The 21,496-nt window shown below is 35.8% G+C and carries 21 protein-coding genes; 9 read left to right on the top strand and 12 right to left on the bottom strand.

Going from position 1 to position 21,496, the window contains the following annotated elements; genetic code table 11:
- Nucleotides 1-62 precede the first annotated feature (62 nt).
- On the bottom strand, nt 63-668 hold the full coding sequence (locus KYG33_RS12225) for a DNA polymerase ligase N-terminal domain-containing protein (RefSeq protein ID WP_180564680.1): 606 nt from the start codon (nt 666-668) through the stop codon (nt 63-65).
- Nucleotides 668-1,453, bottom strand: coding sequence for a Ku protein (locus tag KYG33_RS12220; protein ID WP_219071820.1), 786 nt, complete (start codon nt 1,451-1,453; stop codon nt 668-670). Before KYG33_RS12220 ends, KYG33_RS12225 begins: the two co-directional genes overlap by 1 nt.
- 144 nt (nt 1,454-1,597) lie before the next feature.
- On the opposite strand from KYG33_RS12220, the gene KYG33_RS12215 reads away from it, so the two are divergent.
- Entirely contained in the window at nt 1,598-2,167 is a 570-nt protein-coding gene (locus KYG33_RS12215; protein ID WP_077418852.1) for a Crp/Fnr family transcriptional regulator, read from the top strand.
- A 129-nt stretch (nt 2,168-2,296) separates the two neighbouring features.
- Complete coding sequence (locus tag KYG33_RS12210) at nt 2,297-3,571, top strand: adenylosuccinate synthase (protein ID WP_077418853.1); 1,275 nt, start codon at nt 2,297-2,299, stop codon at nt 3,569-3,571.
- An 89-nt stretch (nt 3,572-3,660) separates the two neighbouring features.
- Here the strand turns inward: KYG33_RS12210 and KYG33_RS12205 are convergent, their stop codons facing one another.
- The 7 genes from KYG33_RS12205 to KYG33_RS12175 all read right to left on the bottom strand — a co-directional run bounded on the left by KYG33_RS12205 (nt 3,661) and on the right by KYG33_RS12175 (nt 9,886).
- Nucleotides 3,661-4,992 carry a M12 family metallopeptidase gene (locus KYG33_RS12205; protein WP_219071819.1) on the bottom strand — a complete coding sequence of 444 codons (1,332 nt, stop codon included), beginning with the start codon at nt 4,990-4,992 and terminating at the stop codon, nt 3,661-3,663.
- A 497-nt stretch (nt 4,993-5,489) separates the two neighbouring features.
- A complete protein-coding gene (locus KYG33_RS12200; protein ID WP_219071818.1) occupies nt 5,490-6,194 on the bottom strand; it encodes a glutamine amidotransferase-related protein in 705 nt (234 codons plus the stop codon).
- A gap of 45 nt (nt 6,195-6,239) precedes the next feature.
- Entirely contained in the window at nt 6,240-7,994 is a 1,755-nt protein-coding gene (gene aspS, locus KYG33_RS12195) for an aspartate--tRNA ligase (RefSeq protein WP_180564675.1), read from the bottom strand.
- Between the two features lie 137 nt (nt 7,995-8,131).
- On the bottom strand, nt 8,132-8,494 hold the full coding sequence (locus KYG33_RS12190) for a hypothetical protein (protein WP_139348588.1): 363 nt from the start codon (nt 8,492-8,494) through the stop codon (nt 8,132-8,134).
- A 150-nt stretch (nt 8,495-8,644) separates the two neighbouring features.
- A complete protein-coding gene (locus KYG33_RS12185; RefSeq protein WP_077418858.1) occupies nt 8,645-9,085 on the bottom strand; it encodes an ankyrin repeat domain-containing protein in 441 nt (146 codons plus the stop codon).
- 10 nt (nt 9,086-9,095) lie between these two features.
- Nucleotides 9,096-9,299, bottom strand: a complete 204-nt coding sequence (locus KYG33_RS12180) for a helix-turn-helix domain-containing protein (protein ID WP_077418859.1) — start codon at nt 9,297-9,299, stop codon at nt 9,096-9,098.
- A 2-nt stretch (nt 9,300-9,301) separates the two neighbouring features.
- A complete protein-coding gene (locus KYG33_RS12175) occupies nt 9,302-9,886 on the bottom strand; it encodes a DUF2975 domain-containing protein (protein ID WP_077418860.1) in 585 nt (194 codons plus the stop codon).
- 202 nt (nt 9,887-10,088) lie between these two features.
- On the opposite strand from KYG33_RS12175, the gene KYG33_RS12170 reads away from it, so the two are divergent.
- Together KYG33_RS12170 and KYG33_RS12165 are read left to right on the top strand one after the other, a co-directional pair.
- The gene (locus KYG33_RS12170) at nt 10,089-11,483 is read left to right on the top strand and encodes an MATE family efflux transporter (protein WP_077418861.1); all 1,395 of its coding nucleotides are present in this window, start codon (nt 10,089-10,091) and stop codon (nt 11,481-11,483) included.
- 251 nt (nt 11,484-11,734) lie between these two features.
- Entirely contained in the window at nt 11,735-11,854 is a 120-nt protein-coding gene (locus KYG33_RS12165) for a 30S ribosomal protein THX (protein ID WP_065119703.1), read from the top strand.
- 58 nt (nt 11,855-11,912) lie between these two features.
- Here KYG33_RS12165 and KYG33_RS12160 read toward each other — a convergent pair whose 3' ends face one another.
- The 3 genes from KYG33_RS12160 to KYG33_RS12150 all read right to left on the bottom strand — a co-directional run bounded on the left by KYG33_RS12160 (nt 11,913) and on the right by KYG33_RS12150 (nt 14,420).
- On the bottom strand, nt 11,913-12,569 hold the full coding sequence (locus tag KYG33_RS12160) for a DUF937 domain-containing protein (protein WP_077418862.1): 657 nt from the start codon (nt 12,567-12,569) through the stop codon (nt 11,913-11,915).
- 80 nt (nt 12,570-12,649) lie between these two features.
- On the bottom strand, nt 12,650-13,909 hold the full coding sequence (locus KYG33_RS12155; RefSeq protein ID WP_219071817.1) for a protein O-mannosyl-transferase family: 1,260 nt from the start codon (nt 13,907-13,909) through the stop codon (nt 12,650-12,652).
- A gap of 1 nt (nt 13,910) precedes the next feature.
- Nucleotides 13,911-14,420, bottom strand: a complete 510-nt coding sequence (locus tag KYG33_RS12150) for a DUF2480 family protein (protein ID WP_077418864.1) — start codon at nt 14,418-14,420, stop codon at nt 13,911-13,913.
- 78 nt (nt 14,421-14,498) lie between these two features.
- Here KYG33_RS12150 and lpxB point away from each other — a divergent pair, with 78 nt between their 5' ends.
- The 5 genes from lpxB to KYG33_RS12125 all read left to right on the top strand — a co-directional run bounded on the left by lpxB (nt 14,499) and on the right by KYG33_RS12125 (nt 21,484).
- Nucleotides 14,499-15,602 (top strand): lipid-A-disaccharide synthase, encoded by a 1,104-nt coding sequence (gene lpxB, locus KYG33_RS12145; protein ID WP_077418865.1) that lies wholly within the window; start codon nt 14,499-14,501, stop codon nt 15,600-15,602.
- 40 nt (nt 15,603-15,642) lie between these two features.
- Entirely contained in the window at nt 15,643-16,734 is a 1,092-nt protein-coding gene (locus tag KYG33_RS12140; protein ID WP_219071816.1) for a glycoside hydrolase family 99 protein, read from the top strand.
- A 136-nt stretch (nt 16,735-16,870) separates the two neighbouring features.
- Nucleotides 16,871-18,649, top strand: coding sequence for a ComEC/Rec2 family competence protein (locus KYG33_RS12135; protein ID WP_077418867.1), 1,779 nt, complete (start codon nt 16,871-16,873; stop codon nt 18,647-18,649).
- Between the two features lie 144 nt (nt 18,650-18,793).
- Complete coding sequence (locus KYG33_RS12130) at nt 18,794-19,456, top strand: succinate dehydrogenase cytochrome b subunit (protein ID WP_047386045.1); 663 nt, start codon at nt 18,794-18,796, stop codon at nt 19,454-19,456.
- A 15-nt stretch (nt 19,457-19,471) separates the two neighbouring features.
- Complete coding sequence (locus KYG33_RS12125; RefSeq protein ID WP_180564670.1) at nt 19,472-21,484, top strand: fumarate reductase/succinate dehydrogenase flavoprotein subunit; 2,013 nt, start codon at nt 19,472-19,474, stop codon at nt 21,482-21,484.
- Nucleotides 21,485-21,496 lie beyond the last annotated feature (12 nt).

Below are 21,496 nucleotides of genomic sequence, written 5' to 3'. Positions count from 1 at the left end.
GAAAGACTTTAATTTTTTTTCGTTCGTTAAAGAATTAAAATTTCTGAACGGTTTTTCAAAGGTTACGACTTCTTTTTTTCTTTTATTTTTAAGCTTTTTTTTTCCTCTAAAAATTGGGTAACCAAAGATTTTGGTGAGGTGTTTTCTTCAGCGTCATAAGGGCTTTCTGCAAATTCATCCTTATGTTTGATGAGCAGCCATGCATTGTCGTCTGTGTTTTTCATTTTAACCAAAGCAAATTCACCTTTCAGTTTCTTACCGTGTAAAATGAATTTTAAAGAACCGGCATGCAATTCTTTCAGCAGCTCTTTTTCATCAGAAAGTTTGGTATTTTCTTCCAAAGGTTCATAAGTTCCACTGTCCCATACTTCCACTTGCCCGGCACCATAATTTCCTTCAGGGATATTTCCTTCAAAATCCTTATAATCGTAGGGATGATCTTCCACCATCATGGCCAGACGTTTATCTTTTGGATCTAAAGAAGGGCCTTTCGGAACGGCCCAGCTTTTCAGTACACCTTCCATTTCAAGCCGGAAATCATAATGAAGTCTGGATGCGGCGTGTCTCTGAATCACAAAAATCAATTTATCTTTGCTTTTTTTGGTTTTTCCTTTAGGTTCGCTGGTTTCATCGAACTTTCGTTTTTCATTATAATCTTTGAGAGCCATTACGATGCAGATTTGGATTTAGAGGTATTCAGACTGGCTTTTAACTGCGCCATGAGGTCAATCACTTTGCCCTCTTTTGCAGGCTGTGCTTTTTTAGCTTTTGTATTTTTGCCTTTTGCTTTCTGCTTAATGATTTTCATCAATTCATCAGAATAGGTGTCTTTGTACATCGCAGGATCAAATTCCTGGGAAAGCTGCTCAATAAGGTTAACCGCCATTTTAAGTTCTGCCGGTTTCGGAGCTTTTTGCGCGGGAATTTTTAGATCTTTATAATCCCTTATTTCCTGATCAAACCTTAAACGATTGAGAACGAGGATGTCATCTTTGTACGGGCGGATCATTCCAATGGCTTCAGCTTCACGGAGCACAAATGTTCCGATTCCTACCATAGCTGTTTTTTCAAGAGCTTTCAGTAAAAGTCTGTAGGCATTTTCTCCATTTTTCTGAGGTTCCAGATAATAAGGGTTTTCAAAATACACACTGTCTACTTCCACTTCCTTTACAAACTGGTCAATAGAGAGTATTTTTGACTTTTCGGGGCTTGCCGCTTCGTAATCTTCCTCATCGAGAATGATATATTTGTCGTCCATGAGATAACCTTTGACGATATTTTCCCATTTAACTTCTTTTCCTGTATTTTCATTTACTCTTTTGAAACGGATATTAGAAAAATCAGATTTGTCGAGCATATCGAGATCCAATTTTGTGGTTTCCGTTGCCGAATAAATTTTAACAGGAATGTTGACTAAACCGAAGCCAATGGCACCATTCCAAATTGCTTTCATTGTCTTACGTTTTTAAAAATCAAGCAATTAACATGCCGTTGGAGGCCTGTGTGGTACCTTTAACCGGCTTTTTGTCAAATGACAATTGTTTTTAGCCCCGACTTTTATACCTTTATATTTCCGTAATCTGTGGTTACAAAAAATATGGAAGAACTTTTTAATTATATCAAAAAATTCGGGACACTGAATCCTCAGGATGAACTTTTGATTGCTGAAGGAATTCAGGAAATCACTGTAAAGAAAGGGCATCCTTTCATAGAAGCAGGAAAGGCGAGTCAAAGAATTGCTTTTGTAAAAGAAGGGGTCTTCCGGTCTTTGTATTATAATAAACAGGGGGATGATTTTACGCGCTATTTTATTTACGAAGGAAGGTTTATCGGAGATTTTCAGGGCTTTACCGATCAGCTTCCCGCTCACGAAGATATTGAAGCTATTACTGATGCTGTATTGCTGGTGATAGATCTTAAGCATTTTAAAATACTGGAAGAGAAAATAATAGTCTGGCCAGTTTTATTTGCTAGAATCCATGCTTTTGTTGTGGAGAATAAACTGAAGGTAGCGAGTATCATGCTGAATCAGGATGCGAAATCACGGTATATCCATTTTTTAAATCATTATCCGGGCCTTGCCAACAGGGTTCCGCAATCTATGCTGGCATCTTATCTTGGGGTGACTCCCTCTTCATTAAGCCGGATCAGAAGGAATATAGTTTAGAATATCATTGATGATAGTTTGGGTCATTAATACTTTTTACATTTTACAACTGAATTCCCTTTTTGTCAAATGACAATGGTCTTTCTTGTTGACTGTCATAGCTTTGCCTCATAAAATTAAAGTACGAATATGGATATTGTATTAGGATTGCAATGGGGAGATGAAGGTAAAGGAAAGTTTATTGATCTTATCAGTGAAAATTATGACATTACAGCGCGTTTTAATGGCGGATCTAATGCTGGACACAGCATTGAAAGAAACGGGCGTAGAATAACTCTTAAAATGATTCCTTCAGGGATTTTCATGAAAGGAGTACAGAATGTAATTGGTACAGGAACTGTTCTGGATCCTGTAAGTTTTAAAAAAGAAATTGCAAATCTTCAGATATTTGATCCCACAGTTCAGCCTGAAGGCAATGTGATTATTTCTCTTAAAGCGCACTTTGTACTGCCTACTCACAAGCTTCTCGATGTTTTTATGGAAGAAAGTCCGGATTATACAACGATAGGAACAACCAAAAACGGGATTGCACAGGCGTATTCAAATAAAATTTTAAGACAGAATGTAAGAGTTGGAGATATGTTTGCTCCTGACTTTAGAAGTAGAGTGCTGCATATTTTAGAAAGAGATTATAAAATGCTGACAGCAGGAGGTATGGTACTGCCTTCTTTGAAGGAAATAAGTAATGAGTTTTTTGAAGCCGTAGAATTTCTGAAGAGATTCAAATGTACTGAGACAGAAATATATTTAAACAATGCTCTGACAGAAGGAAAAACAATATTAGCTGAAGGATCTCAGGCTGCCATGCTGGATATTGACCATGGAACGTATCCTCATGTCACTTCTTCTTCCACAACAGCTTCAGGAGCAAGCAGTGGACTGGGGGTTTCACCGAAAAAGATAGGTGATATATTTGGGATTGCAAAAGCATATTGCACAAGAGTAGGGAACGGAGTATTTCCAACAGAGTTATTTGATGAATTAGGTGAAGAGATCCGAACAAAAGGAAATGAATTTGGTTCCAATACAGGGCGCCCGAGAAGAACAGGCTGGCTGGATTTACCTGCTTTAAAATATGCGGTAATGATCAACGGCGTAACCCAGCTGGTTCTGACGAAAGCAGATGTGTTAAGCGGATTACCATCAGTAGCAGTGTGCACTCATTATGAACTGGAAGATGGAAAAACAGTAGATGTAACAGGTTTACTTCCTGAAAATGGAAAACCCGTACTGAAATGGATGAAGGGATGGAATGCTGATTTCTCCACGATGAAAAGTCCTTCAGAATTGCCACAAGAATTAATTGAGTTTTTATCATTTTTGGAGGCTGAATTGGGAATTCCGGTGGCTTATCTTTCAACAGGTCCGGGAAGACATGAAATGTTAAGATTAACAAGTAAATAATTATTGAGCAGAAATTATATACTGATCCGATAAACAAAAGAGGTTAGGAAATACATTTCCTAACCTCTTTAGATTTGTATGAAAAAAGTTTAGTTAACTTTTGTAAGTATAAAACGCTGCTTTGTAGAAGGCTGAACCGTTTGATCTGTAGTGCCAATTACAATAGGGGTAAGATTAGTTGTTAGGCCATCCTTTACTTCTAATCTCAGTGCTGGTGCATTCTTAGGAGCGAATCCAAAGCCATTATTTCCCAGATTGAATAATAACCATTTCTGAGAATCTGTATTAGCATTGGTTCTTAATTCAACAGCCGTTCCATTCACTGTTCCGTTACCTTTTACGGTTAACACCTTTGCAGGATCCAATATAGATTTGATGATGTAATAACCATGATCTGACTTGCTGAAAGTAAATCTCTGGTTATTCTCGGTAGAGGCTGAATACAGAATTATGCTGGTGCCGTCTGCAGTAGAGCTCCCGGAAATATCCAAATTTTTATCGCTAGCTAAAGCTGTTCTCATTGTATAAGTTCCGTTGATGGCAGAAGTAGTATTAACAGGTCCATACAAGTGATTTATTCCAGCATAATCACCGGCAGACAATCCTGTTCTTTGCTTTGTAAAAGTGGATCCGTCTAGCTTAGTCATTACAGGCTGGCTTGGGTCTATAGCAAAGTCTGTAGACTGGTACATCATGACTGAACCGAAATCAAATGCACCATGTCCTGCATAATCATTGTAAAGGTTGAAGTTATGGCGGCTTCCTTCTACTGCTTTGTTAACATCTACAATAATATACTGATCTCTGTCTGGACGGCACTGTTCATGCATGATTCCCATAGAATGCATTATTTCATGTGCGATAATTGCGGGATAAGTAATATTATAAATTTTAATACCGTTAACTCTGTTTTTTTGCCATCCAAGTGGTGAACTGTTGCTTGTTGTATAAGTAAAGGTGATGTATTCTGTTTGATTCGTGCGTTCAACAAACTGCACACTGGTTTGAGAAGAAATCATATCAAACGCTTTGTTGATATTGGTAAGGAATGTATTGTAATTCTGAGTGCTCAGACTTCCCTGACTGGGTAATGTATAATAGACCGTTGCATTCGGCCATGTCTTAATAAAGGAGCTTACAATGGTGCTTTTCTCAACGGTTGAAATTTCAGAATTGGCCTGCATTTTTAATTTGTCAAACTGCTCAGAGCTGATAGTAATATCATCTGCATAAAAATATTCACCATTTACTTCATTGACATACGTGTAATTTCCGTTAATCAGTAATTTGTGAATCTTTGTATTGTCCAGCTTCGTTGTTGTAAGATCTATTGAGTCTGCTTGTGCATTTTCAATATCAGACCTACATGAATTCAGTGCCAGAACAAGGCATGCTGATAAGAGTAATAGTTTGTTTTTCATATTATTTAATATTGGTTGGTTGATCAGGTTTGTAAAATATGAACAGCTATATTATTACCGCACGCAAAAGATTGTAACAATAAATCAAATCCCAGGTTTGATTAAGTCTTCATTATAATTCAGCCGTGTATTGTAAATATATTCATAAAAGTTATTATTTGTATATAACATAATATAATGATTATTTTGTTGTTATTTTGTTTAAAATATGCAATTGTTTCATGTAATAAAATATTTTGATTTAATTTTTACTATTAAATTTTAAATTAAGTTATTTCACAGATATTTGATATAGTAGCTAAAACTGTATATTATACTAACATAAAGTTCATTCTATTGACAAATTAATATAGTATGATAGAATTTGAATTGCTATGACTGCAAAAATGTGACCTCATGAATATTATCAATATAAGGCGTTGTACATTGAAGATTCCTGTAATTTAGAGTATAAAAAAGGAGTATTGGCTCCGCTTTACATTATTGATCCTTTCTAACTAGCTTTTATTTAAACATTTTTTCACAAATTCCATAATAATTGGATTCGGTTCTTTTTCTGTAGAAGTTAAAGCAGGCTGAAATAATGTTCCTACAAAAAAGGGATGGGATTTTATTTCAAATGAACGGTAATTTCCGTCTTCAGATATTGAAGTAAGAGACAGTCCGTTCTTTGTCAAAATATCAACATACTTTTCATTAATGCCATAGCTGCAATAATATTTTCCTATGATATTATCCTGCTGGATGGTTTGATAGAGAAAACTATTTTTATCAATGAGTTTCAGGTTTTCCTGTTCTCCTTTTAAAGAGCAGGGAAGTTTTTTAATCAATGGATCTGCCCCATCCGGGTTTGTTTCTTCATGATCAGCATTCTGAATACCGCAAACATTTCTTGCAAATTCTATAATCATGTGCTGAAATCCGCCACAATTTCCAAAAGTAGGAATATTATTCTCCCGTGTAAATTGTATGGCTTTAAGGACATTTTCCATATCACGATATGGACTTCCGGGAGCAATCCAAAGTCCTGAATACTTTTGGGTCTCAAAAACAATTTTATTATTAAAAATGTCTGTGGGAATCCAGTCAAACTGAATATCCAGATTTAATTTTTTTTGAATGTTTCTTGTGCTTTCATTTAATGCATGAAGCGTAGAATGGACGGGGTTGAAATCTCCCAGAATGGCAATTTTTTGTATCATAATATTTGTGTATAAAAAAAGCGGGGCAAATACCCCGCTTTACATTTATGCTTTTAAATTCAATTGTAATTCTAATTCGTCGAGCTGTGTATCAGCAATAGAAGCCGGAGCATCAATCATTACATCTCGTCCTGAGTTATTTTTAGGGAATGCAATATAATCTCTGATCACTTCGTTTCCATCAAGAATCGCTACCAAACGGTCAAATCCAAATGCTAAACCTCCATGTGGCGGTGCTCCGTATTTGAAGGCATTCATCAGGAATCCAAACTGTGCTTCAGCTTCTTCTCTGGTGAATCCTAACAAATCAAACATTTTAGACTGAAGGTCTTTATCAAAAATTCTGATAGATCCACCTCCGATTTCGTTTCCGTTAAGAACCATATCATATGCGTTAGCTCTTGCTTTTCCAGGATCTGTTTCCAATAAATGAATATCTTCAGGTTTTGGAGATGTAAACGGATGGTGCATTGCGTGGTAACGGCCGGTTTCCTCATCAAATTCCAATAGAGGGAAGTCAACTACCCAAAGTGGTGCAAATACGTTTCCTTTTCTTAGTCCCAAACGGTTTCCAAGCTCCATTCTTAAAGCAGAAAGCTGAGCTCTTACTTTATTTTCGTTTCCGGAAAGAATCAACATTAAGTCTCCTTCTTTAGCTCCGAATTTTTCGATGATTTTTGCTAAATCTTCTTCGTTGTAGAATTTGTTTACTGATGAGGTTTTCACTCCATCATTCTGGAATTTAGCCCAAACCATTCCTGAAGCTCCAACCTGAGGGCGTTTTACCCAATCAACAAGCTCGTCAATCTGTTTTCTTGTATATTCTGCACATCCTTCTACATTGATTCCAACAACCAATTCTGCATCATCAAATATTTTAAAGTCTTTTCCTTTTACCAGTTCATTCAGTTCTACGAACTCCATTCCGAAACGGATATCCGGTTTGTCATTTCCGTACTTTCTCATCGCATCTGCGAAAGTCATTCTTGGGAAATCTCCGAATTCCTGGCCTGTGATATCTTTAATAAGAGTTTTAGTCATTCCTTCGAATACATTCATTACATCTTCCTGATCTACGAATGCCATCTCACAGTCGATCTGTGTAAACTCCGGCTGTCTGTCGGCTCTTAAATCCTCATCACGGAAACATTTCACAATCTGGAAGTATTTATCCATTCCACCTACCATCAATAGCTGTTTGAAAGTTTGTGGAGACTGTGGCAATGCATAAAACTGTCCCGGGTTCATTCTGCTTGGTACAACAAAGTCTCTTGCTCCTTCCGGAGTAGACTTGATCAGAACAGGTGTTTCCACTTCAATGAAACCTTCATCAGATAAGTAATTTCTTACTTTCTGTGCCATTTTGTGACGGAAGATCAGTTTATCTTTTACCGGATTTCTTCTGATATCCAGATATCTGTATTTCATTCTTAATTCCTCGCCACCATCTGTTTCATCTTCAATAGTGAAAGGAGGCAACTGAGATTCATTCAGAATAGTCAGTTTTTCTACAAGGATTTCAATTTCCCCTGTTGGAATATTAGGATTTTTGCTTACTCTTTCAATAACTCTTCCGGTAGCCTGAATCACAAATTCACGGCCCAGTTTTTTAGCTTCTTCCATCAGTTGTGCAGAAGAACGCTCCTGGTCAAAAACCAGCTGGGTAATTCCGTAACGATCTCGAAGATCTACCCAAATCATAAATCCTTTATCACGGATAGTCTGTACCCATCCTGATAGTGTAACTTCTTCATTCAGATTTTTCAGAGATAGCTCTCCGTTGGTGTGTGATCGAAACATAATTATTTGTTTAAAGTTCAATGTTTAAGGTTCAATTCCGAACCTTGAATTTTTCGTTGGCAAAGATAAGATTTTTGCAGGTTTTATAAATAAAAAAAACTTCCTTTCGGAAGTTTCGTATATTGTTTTCAGGTTTTTTAATTTCTATTACCGCCTTTTTCTGTCAGAATTTTCTTTATTTCTTCAGTACCCTTTGTATCATCAGCTACTTCAAGAGGTGTTTTGTTCTGACATTTTTTATTAACATTGGCCTTGTTGTCCAAAAGGAAATGTATAATATTCTTTCTATCAGACATTACACTGAATCCAAGGGGTGAATAAGCTATATTTCCAACAAGGAAGCATTTGTTGTAATCTCCCGGGGCAAACTGTTTTTTAAATGTTGCCACATCATCAGAATAGATCGCTTTCATCTTTTCCTGAGTCATCTTCTGAGCAGAAAACATACTTCCAGATAGTAACATTCCAAATAGAAAGGTAGTAGAGATTATTTTTTTCATAAGGATACTTTTTTAAGAATATACAAATCTAAATTAAATTTTATTACCAATTGCTAAGTTTTGATAATAATTATCGTTCTATTAATCAGATTATTCTCGTATTAATTATAGAATTGCAAAACTGCTGTTTTAAATATCATGAGTTAAAAATTACTCTAAAAGCTTAATGATTTCTGGTTTCTCATATTTTCGGGCATAATCCAGAGCTGTGTAGCCTGCTGATGTTTTAATCTCTTTTTTTGCTCCATTGGCCAGGAGTTTCTTTGTAAATTCTGTATTTCCATATTTTGCGGCAAACATCAAGGGGGTCTTTCCGTCACATACTTTGTCCAAATCTGCTTTTTCATCAATCAGTTTTTGGAATATCTCTTTACTATTCATTTTAATGGCTAAGCCTAATAAAGTATAGGTGTTGTTTTCAATTTGATAACAGGTATTGATGTTATTTTTATTGATCAGAGTATTAAAATAAGCGGTATTGTCATACTTCAACATTTGTTTGTGTTCATTAGTCAGTTCTTGAGCACTTGTAAATGTTGAAAATACAACCAATGTCAAAATGATTGTTCTTAAGGTTAAACTGAGTTTCATATTATTGATTTTAAGGTTTAAATTCTAATATATCACCAGGCTGGCAATCCAGTGCTGTACAGATGGCTTCTAACGTTGAAATTTTTAAAGCTTTGGCTTTTCCGTTTTTTAAAATGGATAGATTGGCCTGTGTAATCCCTATTTTTTCAGCCAATTCCTGGGATTGCATTTTTCTTTTTGCAAGCATTACATCAATATTGATAATGATCGGCATAATTATATTGTTAAGTCATTTTCAGTTTGTAATTCATACCCCTTTTTAAAAAACTCCATAATGAAAAGGATCATTATTCCTAAGGTGAGGTGAAGTAATATAAACATCGGATCTATACTGTATACAGATTTATCCATGAAATATAAAACGGCACAATAAACCGGGACGAAAATTATATTGAGGATAGAAAATAGTCTGAGGTCTCGGATTACTTTTATATTAAAAATAATCTCTTTGCTCATTCCTTTGAAAATTCTGAACAGATAAAAAGTAAACAGACTGTAAAACCCAATGAAAAATATAATTGAAATAAAGGTATACAGGGTATAGTTTCCTCTGATTACAGAACCGGTTAATGGTATGTTGAATTCAAAGGTTAATGAGTCAGCAGCTGTTTTTGGGACTTCATTGTTGAAATCCCCGGTTTTAAAAGTATCTGAGAAATACTGTGTGTCTTGATGTATATTGAGATATACCATAATGAATCCAAAAATTAAGTAACCTAAATACAGCAGCTGAGCTATTGAGACAGCCAGCAGAATTTTATTTAAAACTGTGGAGACAGATTTTTCACCAATTAATTTCATGCAGTTATTATTTTTAATTGTTGTAAATGTATAAATATTTATCGTAATACGATAAATATTTGTTGTTAATTTTATTTTAAAGTCTTTGATTTGACTTTTTTTTCAGGAGTAATCGGCGGTCAATAGTTATTAAAAACTTTTCATATGCCAACTTTTAATTGCTTTTGAATGAATACTTTTGCTAAGTAAACTAAAAGAAATCATGACAAAATATGTTGAATTTTTGAAAAAAGCATTCAGTGGCGAAGAAACAGACTTTACGAAGGTGAATATCAGAAGTGCTGTATTGCTTTTAGCGATCCCAATGATGCTGGAAATGGCTATGGAATCTGTATTCGCGCTGGTTGACCTATATTTTGTCGGACACCTGAAAGAAAGTGGTTTTGCTATTCAAACTGTAGGACTTACCGAATCTGTACTTTCTGTGATGTATTCTATTGCGATCGGTATGAGTATGGCGGCAACAGCTTTAGTGGCAAGACGAATCGGGGAGAAAAATCCGGAGCAGGCTTCCAGAAGTGCTGCACAGGTATTACTGGTGTCATTTGCTATTACTTTCGTTTTAAGTTTACTGGGAGTGATTTATGCTGAGGAAATCCTGATTTTAATGGGCTCAAAGCCGGAAGCGGCAGCCTATGGAAAGGATTTTACCAGAATTATGATGAGCAGCAGTACAATCATTATGCTGTTATTTTTAATTAATGGTATTTTCAGAGGTGCAGGAAATGCGATGATTGCTATGAAAAGCTTGTGGATCGCGAATATTGCCAATATTATTCTGTGCCCTATACTGATAAAAGGTTTAGGACCCGTTCCCGCTTTGGGATTGACAGGGGCAGCTTTGGCAACTACAATAGGACGAAGTATCGGAGTAATTTACCAGTTGTATCATCTTTTAGTAGCGGATACCCAAATCCGCATAAAGATTCCTTATTTTAAACCGAATTATGAATTAATCAAATCCATTGTAAAGATCGCAACTCCTGGAATCTTTCAGTTTGTTATCGCTTCATGCAGCTGGATTTTCCTCGCAGAATTGGTAGCGACTACAGGGGGCGAAAATGCATCGGCAGGCTATCAGACGGCTTTAAGACTGATGATGTTCTTTATGCTTCCGGCCTGGGGACTGAGCAATGCGGCGTCTACGCTGGTAGGGCAGAATATGGGAGCAAACGAAATGCTGAGAGCAGAACAATCAGTAATGAAAACTGTAAAATATAATGTCATCTTTATGTTGATTGTAAGTCTGATATTTATTTTTATGGGCAATTTTTTAGTTGGTTTTTTCACTCAGGAAACGGCTATTAAAGATTTTGCTAAAAATGCTCTTCAGATTATGAGTACAGGATTTATTTTCTACGGAATCGGGATGGTAATGATCAATGCATTCAATGGAGCCGGCGATACCTGGACACCTACCTGGGTTAATCTTTTTGGATTCTGGCTGTTTCAGATTCCTCTGGCGTATTTTCTGTCAAAATATCTTGAAATGGGTCCAAAAGGAGTCTTTATTTCAATTCCTGCCGCAGAAACCCTGATTACAATAGTTGCGTTTATCTTATTCAAAAAAGGAAAATGGAAAACGATTAAGGTTTAATTTAAAAGGCTGGGTGCTGGAAGCTGGATGTAGGAAATGCTCAAAAGTCTAAAATACCTTAAATTGCCCTTATCAGTAAGATGAAGGTGATAAATGATTCAATAACAAAGAATAGAAGATAGTAGCCTAAAAGTAACTTCCAGCCTTCTTCCTCATACTTCCCTCCTTAATTTATAAAACTTTAACAGCTTCATTAATTGGATTTTAAGCTTACATTTTTTAAATTCGTAATACAACAAATACATAATACTATGGGAAAAGGAGACAAAAAATCAAGAAGAGGAAAAATAAATTCCGGAAGTTATGGTAAAAGAAGACCTAAAAAAGCTTCAAAGTCTTTTGCTGCTTCTGAAGAAAAATCTAAAAAATAATCAAAATAAAAAAGACCGAAGATCATCTCTCCGGTCTTTTTTATGAAAATTAAATTAATTATTTACCTCCAAGAATATTACCAAGGATGTTGCCTAAGCCGCCACCGCCTTGTTGTTGATTTCCACCACCCAATACACTTCCAAGTATATCATTCAATGGATTTCCTGATGATTGAGATTGTGTACCTCCTCCTAAAACACTTCCAAGAATGTCATTTAAAGGATTAGACTGCTGAGCCTGAGCCTGGTTGGAAGCATTCCCAAGAATTCCTCCCAAAAGATCTCCAAGACCACCTGCACCTACATTACTCTGTTGTTTCTGCTGCCCAATGTATCCCATTACAACAGGTGCCAGCATCGCCAGGATAGGACCTATTTTGTCAATTGAAATTCCTGTGTTTTGTGACAGTTGGTTTTCAACAGTGCTTTTTTGCCCTCCAAAGATATGATCAAGAATAGATCCGCCTTCAGCCTGTCTTGCTTCAATCTGAGAAGCGTCATCTAAGATACTTCCATTGTGGTCTTTATCTAAAGCATTATTTAAAGCCTCTGCTTCTTTAGCATCCTGAGATTTATTTCTAAGATAAGAAATAATAAGAGGTGTAGCTACTGCTAATAGGGCGATTACCTGATTTTTGCCGATTCCGAATTTGTTTTCGGCCTGTTCAGCAACCTGGTTGCCTGTGTTCCCTGTAAGTAGGTCAATTAAACTCATTTTTTGTGTTTGTTAGTATTAAGTAAATCAAAGTTATCAAAAAATATGCCTCATAAAATGACCGCCTTTCATAATTATTGTTAAAGTTTTCTGATCTGTTCTTCTGTATAGCCTTTGCCTTTTAGTACTTTAATGTATTCTACAGCACTTATTGTCATCCATTCAATAGGTTCGGGTGCCTGTTTTTTATCAATGGTGAACTCCAGAATACCTGCATTGTTATTCATCCATGGAAGAACATAATAATCCAGACCGCCTTTGTACTCCTTATATGCATGAAATTCTTTTCCTTTCTCCGTTAAAAATGCTGCTTTATAGAAGAGAAGGTATCCCATCGGAATCAACAGGCATACCCAGGAGAATTTTCTTAAACGGGCATACTTTGCGGAAGAAAGACCATATCCTACTGATAACGCAAAAATAATATTGAAGGGTAAAAAGAATACGTAATTATCGGATACCGCATAAAACGTAGAAAATCCATATACACATACTGCACCGGCAGTAAAAACAAAAAACATTTTTCGATTAGTCTTGTATAACAACAGAATACCTGCGACTCCGAAATATGTGAATACATTGAAATTATAAATAAGATATGCCAAAGATTGGAAAAAATCTTTCACATACTGAATTGTACTTTTTTTTAAAGAATCTTCTACCCATGTTCCCTGATCAGAGCTATATGGTGATTTGAAGGGGAGTCCCTGGGAAATATTCAGAATAAATAAAGAGCTAAACAATGCTGCAAAAATGAATAGTGAGGCCACTGCATATTTCTTTTCGTTTCTGAAATAAAATAAGAAGACTAATAAAGAAGGTATCAGCAGTATATTTTGAATATGAACCCATAAGCTGATCCCTAAAAACAGACTGCTTAACAGGATGTAAATTCTTTTCTTTTCAATAACACTTTTTATCATTGAAAAGAAAAAAAGGCTTACCCACAGGGAATTGTAAGTATATACTTCTACTATCTCTGCATTTCTCCAAAATGAGAAACTGAAACCGAAAATAAAGGCGGCTGTAAGCGATGCCCATTCTGTTTTTGAAATACTTTTTACAGTGAGATAAATAACGGAAACTGTGGCTGCTCCTGAAGAAACAACCAAAAACCGGCTTGCTTCAATAGCATTAATACCCGCCAGATTTTTAATAAAGATAACAGTATTGATATATAAAAAGTGACTGGTTGCTGAAGCAGTTGTTTCCCATATCCCTTTTTCTGCACTCAACACAAATCCTACACAATCGGCAAAAGGAATTTTTGAAAAACTTCCGAAATAGTAGATACCAAGAAAAATAATAAACAAAAATACAGCTGATAAATATTTGTTCATATTAGTTCTTTATGATAGGAACATTAGAACAGGCTTCTCCAAACATCAGGGATTTTACAATGGGTTTTAACTGTTCAACCAGTTCTATATATGCATTTTCAGGAATATCTTTATCTGAACAGCCTTTTACCAGAACTCTTTTGCCTCTCATTTCTTCAAAATCATGCGTCTGGATAGCATTGTGCATTAAAATAACATCAAGATCCTCCCGGCTTCCGAAGACTATTTTTTTGGCAACATCAGTAAGTTTTGCGGTCAATACAAAATAAGCCCAAAGCGGGATAATCGTATCTACAGAATTGTAAATGTATATGTATGAGTCTTTGTATAGTTCAGTATCTATAGCCTCTACCTTTTCACGAAAATCTTTTTCTTTGAGGATCATTTCCTGAAAAAGAAAATCTTTAAGGTCAATACCTTTTCTTTCTCCCTTTGGAAGTAAAGTGGCAAGGTCAAAATTGATAAGGCCGCTTTCGGCAATTTTATTCCGGATTTCAAATTCTTCTGACATTTTTTATCATTATCTTTGAACAAATTTACGAATTAAGATCATATCTATTTTAATTTGTTCTCTATCCTTACTATAGAAATGAAGTATTATATTATTGCAGGAGAAGCTTCAGGTGATTTGCACGGAAGCAACTTGATGAAAGCCTTAAAACAAAAGGATCCGAATGCGGAGTTTAGGTTTTGGGGTGGTGATCTGATGAAAGCTCAGGGCGGAACACTGGTAAAACATTACCGTGACCTTGCTTTTATGGGGTTTCTGGAAGTGGTGATGAATCTCAGAACCATTCTGAATAATATCAAATTCTGTAAAGAGGATATTCGGAAGAACAGACCTGATGTTTTGATTTTGGTTGATTATCCCGGGTTCAACCTGAGGATTGCCAGATTTGCCAAAGAACTTGGTATCAAAGTCGTGTATTATATTTCTCCGCAGCTTTGGGCATGGAAAGAAGGACGGGTAGAAACTATCAAAAAATATGTGGATGAAATGATGGTGATTCTTCCTTTTGAAGAAGATTTTTACAGAAAACATGGAGTTCATTCTCACTTTGTAGGCCATCCTTTGCTGGATGCTATTTCGGATCTGCAGGAAATCAGTATTGAAAGTTTCAAATCGGAGCACGGACTGAACGAAAAAGAAATCATTGCGCTTCTGCCAGGTTCCAGAGAACAGGAAGTGGAAAAAATGCTTGAAATAATGCTTTCCGTAAGACCGCATTTTAAAAACTATCAGTTTGTAATTGCCGGAGCACCGAGTCTTCCTAAAGAGTTTTATCAGAAATATGTGGATGATAATGTTCATTTTGTATCCAACAAAACATATGATTTGTTAAGATGTTCCAAAGCAGCTCTTGTTACTTCCGGAACAGCTACCTTAGAAACAGCCTTGTTAAATATTCCTGAAGTGGTTTGTTACCGTGGAAGTAAGATTTCCTATGCTATTGCTAAAAGATTAGTGAAAAACATTAATTATATTTCTCTGGTTAATCTTATCATGGACAGAGAAGTAGTGAAAGAATTGATACAAAATGATCTGAATACCAAAAACCTGGTAGAAGAACTCAATAAAATCATAGAAGGAGACAAAAGAACACAGGTTTTGAATGATTACAGCCTTCTGAGAGAAAAATTGGGTGGAAAAGGGGCCAGTGATCATGCTGCTGAGGTGATATTGAAAGTATAGTTTTACCCAAGCTTTTGAGAATTTAATTTACTTTTTAACTATGAATTATTGTAACCGTTTTTTGTTATTATTGGTATTTATATTGTTTTTCTCGAAAAGTGCCGCACAGCAAAGCAGCTCAAGAGATAAAGTTCAGATATTTTATTATGGATGGTATGGAAATCCTGAAACGGACGCAAGTTACCAACATTGGAATCATGAGATCTTACCTCACTGGAGTAATCCGAAGTGGAACAATCTTGGCCACCACAAAGGTGGAGATGATATTGGTGCCAATTTTTATCCAGCACTTGGAAATTACAGTTCCAATGATGCAAAGATCATTGAAAAACATATGAAAATGATCAAAGAATCCGGAGTGGGAGTAGTTGTTGTCAGCTGGCTGGGAAAAGATTCATTCACGGATAAAAGTCTTATCAAATACCTCGATATTGCCGATCATTTTGATTTAAAAATTGCATTTCACATTGAGCCGTTTTATAAAAATACTTCGGAATTAAAAGAACAGCTTTCTTATCTCGTAAAAACATATTCTGGTCATCACGCCTTCTATAAAAAGGAAGGAAAACCATTGTTTTATGTTTACGACAGTTATAAAATTCCTAAAGAAGAATGGTCTGAAATGCTATCTAAAGACGGAGAGAAAACGGTTAGAAATACAGATCTGGATGCTCTTTACATTGGATTATGGGTTGAAAAAGGCGATACGAAATTTTTTGATTCATCGGGATTTGATGGTTTCTATACTTATTTTGCCAGCGAAGGATTTGTGTATGGAAGTACAATTGCTAACTGGGATTTTATGGCCAGCTATGCTAAAGACCACCATCTGATTTTTATCCCTTGTGTAGGGCCCGGTTATTCAGATACAAGAATCCGTCCGTGGAATGAAGCCAACTTCAAAAGCAGAAACAATGGGAAGTATTACGAAAATATGTTTGATGCTGCCATCAAAGTAAATCCGGACTTCATCGGAATCACATCATTCAATGAATGGCATGAAGGAACACAGATAGAACCTGCTATTCCTAAAAAAGTGGGAGATTTCAAATATGAAGATTATGGGAAAGATCCTTTATTTTATATCAAAGAAACGAAGCGTTTGGCGGATAAATTTCTGAAAAAGAAATAACACACTTTCAATCTTTGATTTCATAGCAAAAAATCAAGTGTTCTGTTGATAACTTTAATATGCTGCGAAGTGCTTATTTGGTTATTCAAGAGATAATACTTCATGGATTAATTATCTATTTTACAAGGATAATTAATTGAAATTGCAAAAGCAGCCTCTTCTTATTCTGGTTATATGTTTTATCCTTGGAATTTTTTTTCAAGAGAAAATGGTATTGACAGGTATTGCACTTTATTTGGTTATTGTGATCTGCCTGATTATTTTGGCTGCAATATGTTTTCATTCTTATTTCTTACATAAAATCAAAGCTTTTTTGCTGGGACTTCTATTCTTTGGAACAGGGATTATTCTTCATTTTCATAATACTTTTTCAGCGGATGTTTCTTCATTTGTAAAGAAAAAAGAAACAGTTACTTTTACAATCTCTCAAAAATTAAATACTACTGAGAAATATAAAAAATATGAAGGGACAGCACAGGTAGGAAACACAACTTTTAACTCAATAGTGTATGTTCCGAAGGATATCAAAGAGTTGGATTTTCTTCATTATTACAAAGCGGAAGCTTATATAACACAACCAAAAACGCCCCAATATGATTTTCAGTTCCACTATGCCAGATATTTGAGACGAAAACATATTAATTATCAGGTTTATCTTTCAAAAGAAATTGTATCTGCAGAACGTGATGATTTAACTCCTGCAGATAAGTTGCGCCAATATAGATTTATGGTTCTCAAAAATATTGATGAAACCGGAATTTCAGGAAAAACCAAAGAATTTTTAAAAGGAATCATTCTGGCAGACCGTACAGAGATTGATGCAGATACTGTACAGGATTTCAATAAATCCGGACTGGTTCATTTTCTCGCTATTTCCGGAACTCATATTGTGGTTATTTTCGGGATGTTTTACTTTTTGCTGATTCGTTGTATTCCCTTAAAATTCAGAAAATATGCAGTCGTTCTAAGCCTGGTTTTTATTTGGCTGTTTGCTGCTTTTATCGGATTTGGAAATTCAGTGCTGCGTTCCTGTATCATGCTGAGTGTCTATTTTATTTTTGTATTGCTTCAGCGGAAACCAGACCTGCTTCATTCATTGGCTTTATCCGCTTTTTTTATTTTGACTGGAGATACACAGCAGTTTTTCGATGTAGGATTCCAGCTCAGTTTTTTGGCCGTTTTGGGGATTTTTTGGCTGAATCAGCCTCTCTTGAAATATTTTCCAAAACAAGATAATTACCTTAAAAAACTACTGTTTAATACCATTACAATATCTTTATCTGCTCAATTGGCAACACTTCCTTTGGTACTGTACTACTTTCATCAGTTTTCATTCATTTCAATCGTTGCAAATATTGTCATTGTTCCTTTTTCAGAAATAATCATCGTTTTTTCATTCCTAATGACAGCTCTTATTTCTTTTGGGATTGACTTTGAACTTATAAATGGGATATATGATTTTGTTATTCAGATTTTGCTGAAAATAATCCATTGGTTTGCTGAGGTTGATGTATTATTCTTTGAAAACATTCCAATGAACGGATTGGAGGTGCTGTCAGTGTTTATGATTGTCTATTTATTAAGATCAGTCATCTTAAAATTCAATGTTAAAAATTCTTCAAGACTGATGATGGCTGTCGTCGTATTTCTGATTATAAGAACGGGAAGTAATGTGTTTGAAAATCAGAGAGAAGAGGTGTTGATTCATACATTCAACAAAACCAATATTTTTTCAATAAAAAGGGGAGATAAGGCTTGTTTCTGGATTTCGGATATGGAAAATAAGGACAAGGTTTTACAGTTTGTTGTGAAGCCTTACTGCTCTTCTCGAAGAATAAATCATTTTGAACTTAAAACCTTTTCAGATTCAGTTCAAAAAGTAGTTTTCAGGAATGAGAGTTACGATTTGAGATAATGGTTATCATTTATGTGTTTTCCTGCATTTATAATGTATGGAATTCTTATTTAGAAACATTACAAACTGTCTATTTGTGAGATTTCTCACTTTTCGATATTGTTAAACTTTCTTAATTTTGTAGAAATTCAAATTTAAACTTATATGGCAGGTTTAACGAGTTCTACGATAGGTAGAAAATATGCTATGGCATTATCAGCTCTATTTTTGCTGATTTTTCTTATACTGCATTTGACGACCAATTTGTTATCAGTTCTGAATAAGGATGCATTCAATACAGCATCAGACTTCATGGGCTATAATCCTTTTGTGCAGTTCTTAATGCAGCCTATTCTTGGTTTTGCAGTAATTTTCCATTTCATTATGGGATTTGTGCTTGAGATCAAGAATAATAAAGCGCGTCCGGTAAAGTATGCAGCAAACAATGCATCTGTGAATTCTTCATGGATGTCCAGAAATATGATTATTTCGGGTGCTGTTATTTTAGCTTTCCTAGCGCTTCACTTATATGATTTCTGGCTGCATGAAATCAATTACAAGTATGTAGAAGGATTGACTCCGGATGCAGAACGTTTCTGGCCGGAACTTCATGAGAAGTTTGCTGATCTTTGGAGAGTGGCTTTGTATGTGATCTCTTTTGTTTTATTAGGATTACACCTTGCTCACGGATTCCAGTCTTCATTCCAGTCTATCGGAGCAAGACATCCAAAATATACGCCGGTGATCAAAGCTTTCGGGAAATGGTATTCAATCCTTATTCCTGCAGGATTCATCATCGTAGCAGTTTTCCATTTTATAACTCAATAATATCAATATACTAATATGAGTAAATTAGATTCAAGAATTCCAGCGGGTCCTCTTAAAGACAAGTGGAAAAATCATAAAGACCATATGAACCTTGTTGCACCAAACAACAGAGATAAGATTGATATTATTGTTGTAGGTACGGGTTTGGCAGGAGGTTCTGCAGCAGCTACATTGGCTGAGCAAGGATACAACGTAAAAGCGTTCTGCTACCAGGATTCACCAAGAAGAGCACACTCTATTGCAGCTCAGGGAGGGATCAACGCAGCTAAGAATTACCAGGGTGACGGTGACTCTACTTACAGATTATTCTACGATACCATCAAAGGTGGTGACTATAGAGCAAGAGAGGCCAACGTTTACAGATTAGCTGAAGTTTCTGCAAATATTATTGACCAGTGTGTTTCCCAAGGGGTTCCTTTCGGTAGAGATTACGGTGGTCAGCTAGATAACCGTTCATTTGGTGGGGTTCAGGTAAAAAGAACTTTCTATGCAAAAGGACAAACAGGACAGCAGCTATTATTAGGTGCTTATTCTTCTATGAGCCGTCAGATCGGTAAAGGAAGAATTAAAATGTACAACCGTCATGAAATGCTAGATCTAGTTATTGTTGACGGAAAAGCAAGAGGAATTATTGCGAGAAACCTTGTGACAGGTGAAATTGAAAGACATTCTGCTCACGCTGTAGTAATTGCTTCAGGAGGATACGGAAACGTATATTTCCTTTCTACCAATGCTATGGGATCAAACGTTTCTGCAGCTTGGAAAATCCACAAAAAAGGAGCTTACTTCGCAAACCCTTGTTATGTACAGATTCACCCGACTTGTATTCCTGTTCATGGAACACAGCAGTCTAAACTGACTTTGATGTCTGAATCATTAAGAAACTCAGGAAGAATCTGGGTTCCTAAGAAAATTGAAGATTCTGTAGCCATCAGAGAAGGTAAATTAAGACCTGAAAATATTAAAGAAGAAGATAGAGATTACTATTTAGAAAGAAGATATCCTGCATTTGGTAACTTGGTTCCTCGTGACGTTGCGTCTAGAGCGGGTAAAGAAAGATGTGATGCTGGTTTCGGAATCGAAAATAATGATACTAAAGAAGGTGTTTACTTAGATTTCTCTACAGAAATTATCAAAAAAGGTAAAGAAGCTGCTATTGAAAAGCATATTCATAATCCTAGTGAACAGCAAATTTACGACCTTGGAAAAGCTTGGATTGAAGAAAAATATGGTAACCTATTTGTAATGTACGAAAAGATTACTGCTGATGATCCTTACAAAACTCCAATGAAGATTTATCCTGCGGTTCACTACACAATGGGAGGTGTTTGGGTTGATTATAACCTTCAGTCTACAATTCCTGGATGTTTCGTAATTGGTGAAGCTAACTTCTCAGATCACGGAGCCAACAGACTTGGGGCTTCTGCATTGATGCAGGGTCTTGCGGACGGATATTTCGTGCTTCCTTATACAATTGCAGATTATCTTTCTGCAGATATCAGAACAGGAACTATTCCTACCAATTCAGGAGCGTTTGACGAAGCTGAAAAAGGAATTAAAGAAAAAATAGATTTCTTCTTAAATAATAAAGGAACTCATTCTGTAGACCACTTCCATAAGCAATTAGGAAACATTATGTGGAACAAAGTAGGAATGGGAAGAACTCCTGAAGGGTTAAGAGAGGCAATCAGAGAAATTGAAGAAGTGAAAAACGATTTCTGGAAAAACGTAAAAGTTCCAGGAGATGGTGAAGGAATGAACACTGAACTTGAAAAAGCATTCAGAGTAGCAGACTTCCTTGAACTTGGACAATTAATGGCTATTGATGCATTACACAGAAATGAATCTTGTGGTGGGCATTTTAGAGAAGATCATGCTACTCCGGAAGGTGAAGCAGAAAGAGATGACGTAAACTTCAAATATGTAGGAGCTTGGGAATATCAGGGTGATGATATCAAACAAGAAATTCTGCATAAAGAAGAACTTATCTATGACAATATCGAAGTTAAAGCGAGAAGTTACAAATAATCTCCAACCTAT

Origin of the sequence: Chryseobacterium sp. D764, from assembly GCF_019317325.1 — a bacterium.
Classification (GTDB): domain Bacteria; phylum Bacteroidota; class Bacteroidia; order Flavobacteriales; family Weeksellaceae; genus Chryseobacterium.
The sequence above is the reverse complement of the archived record's forward strand: the minus strand, read 5'-3'. Positions and strand labels throughout refer to the sequence as shown.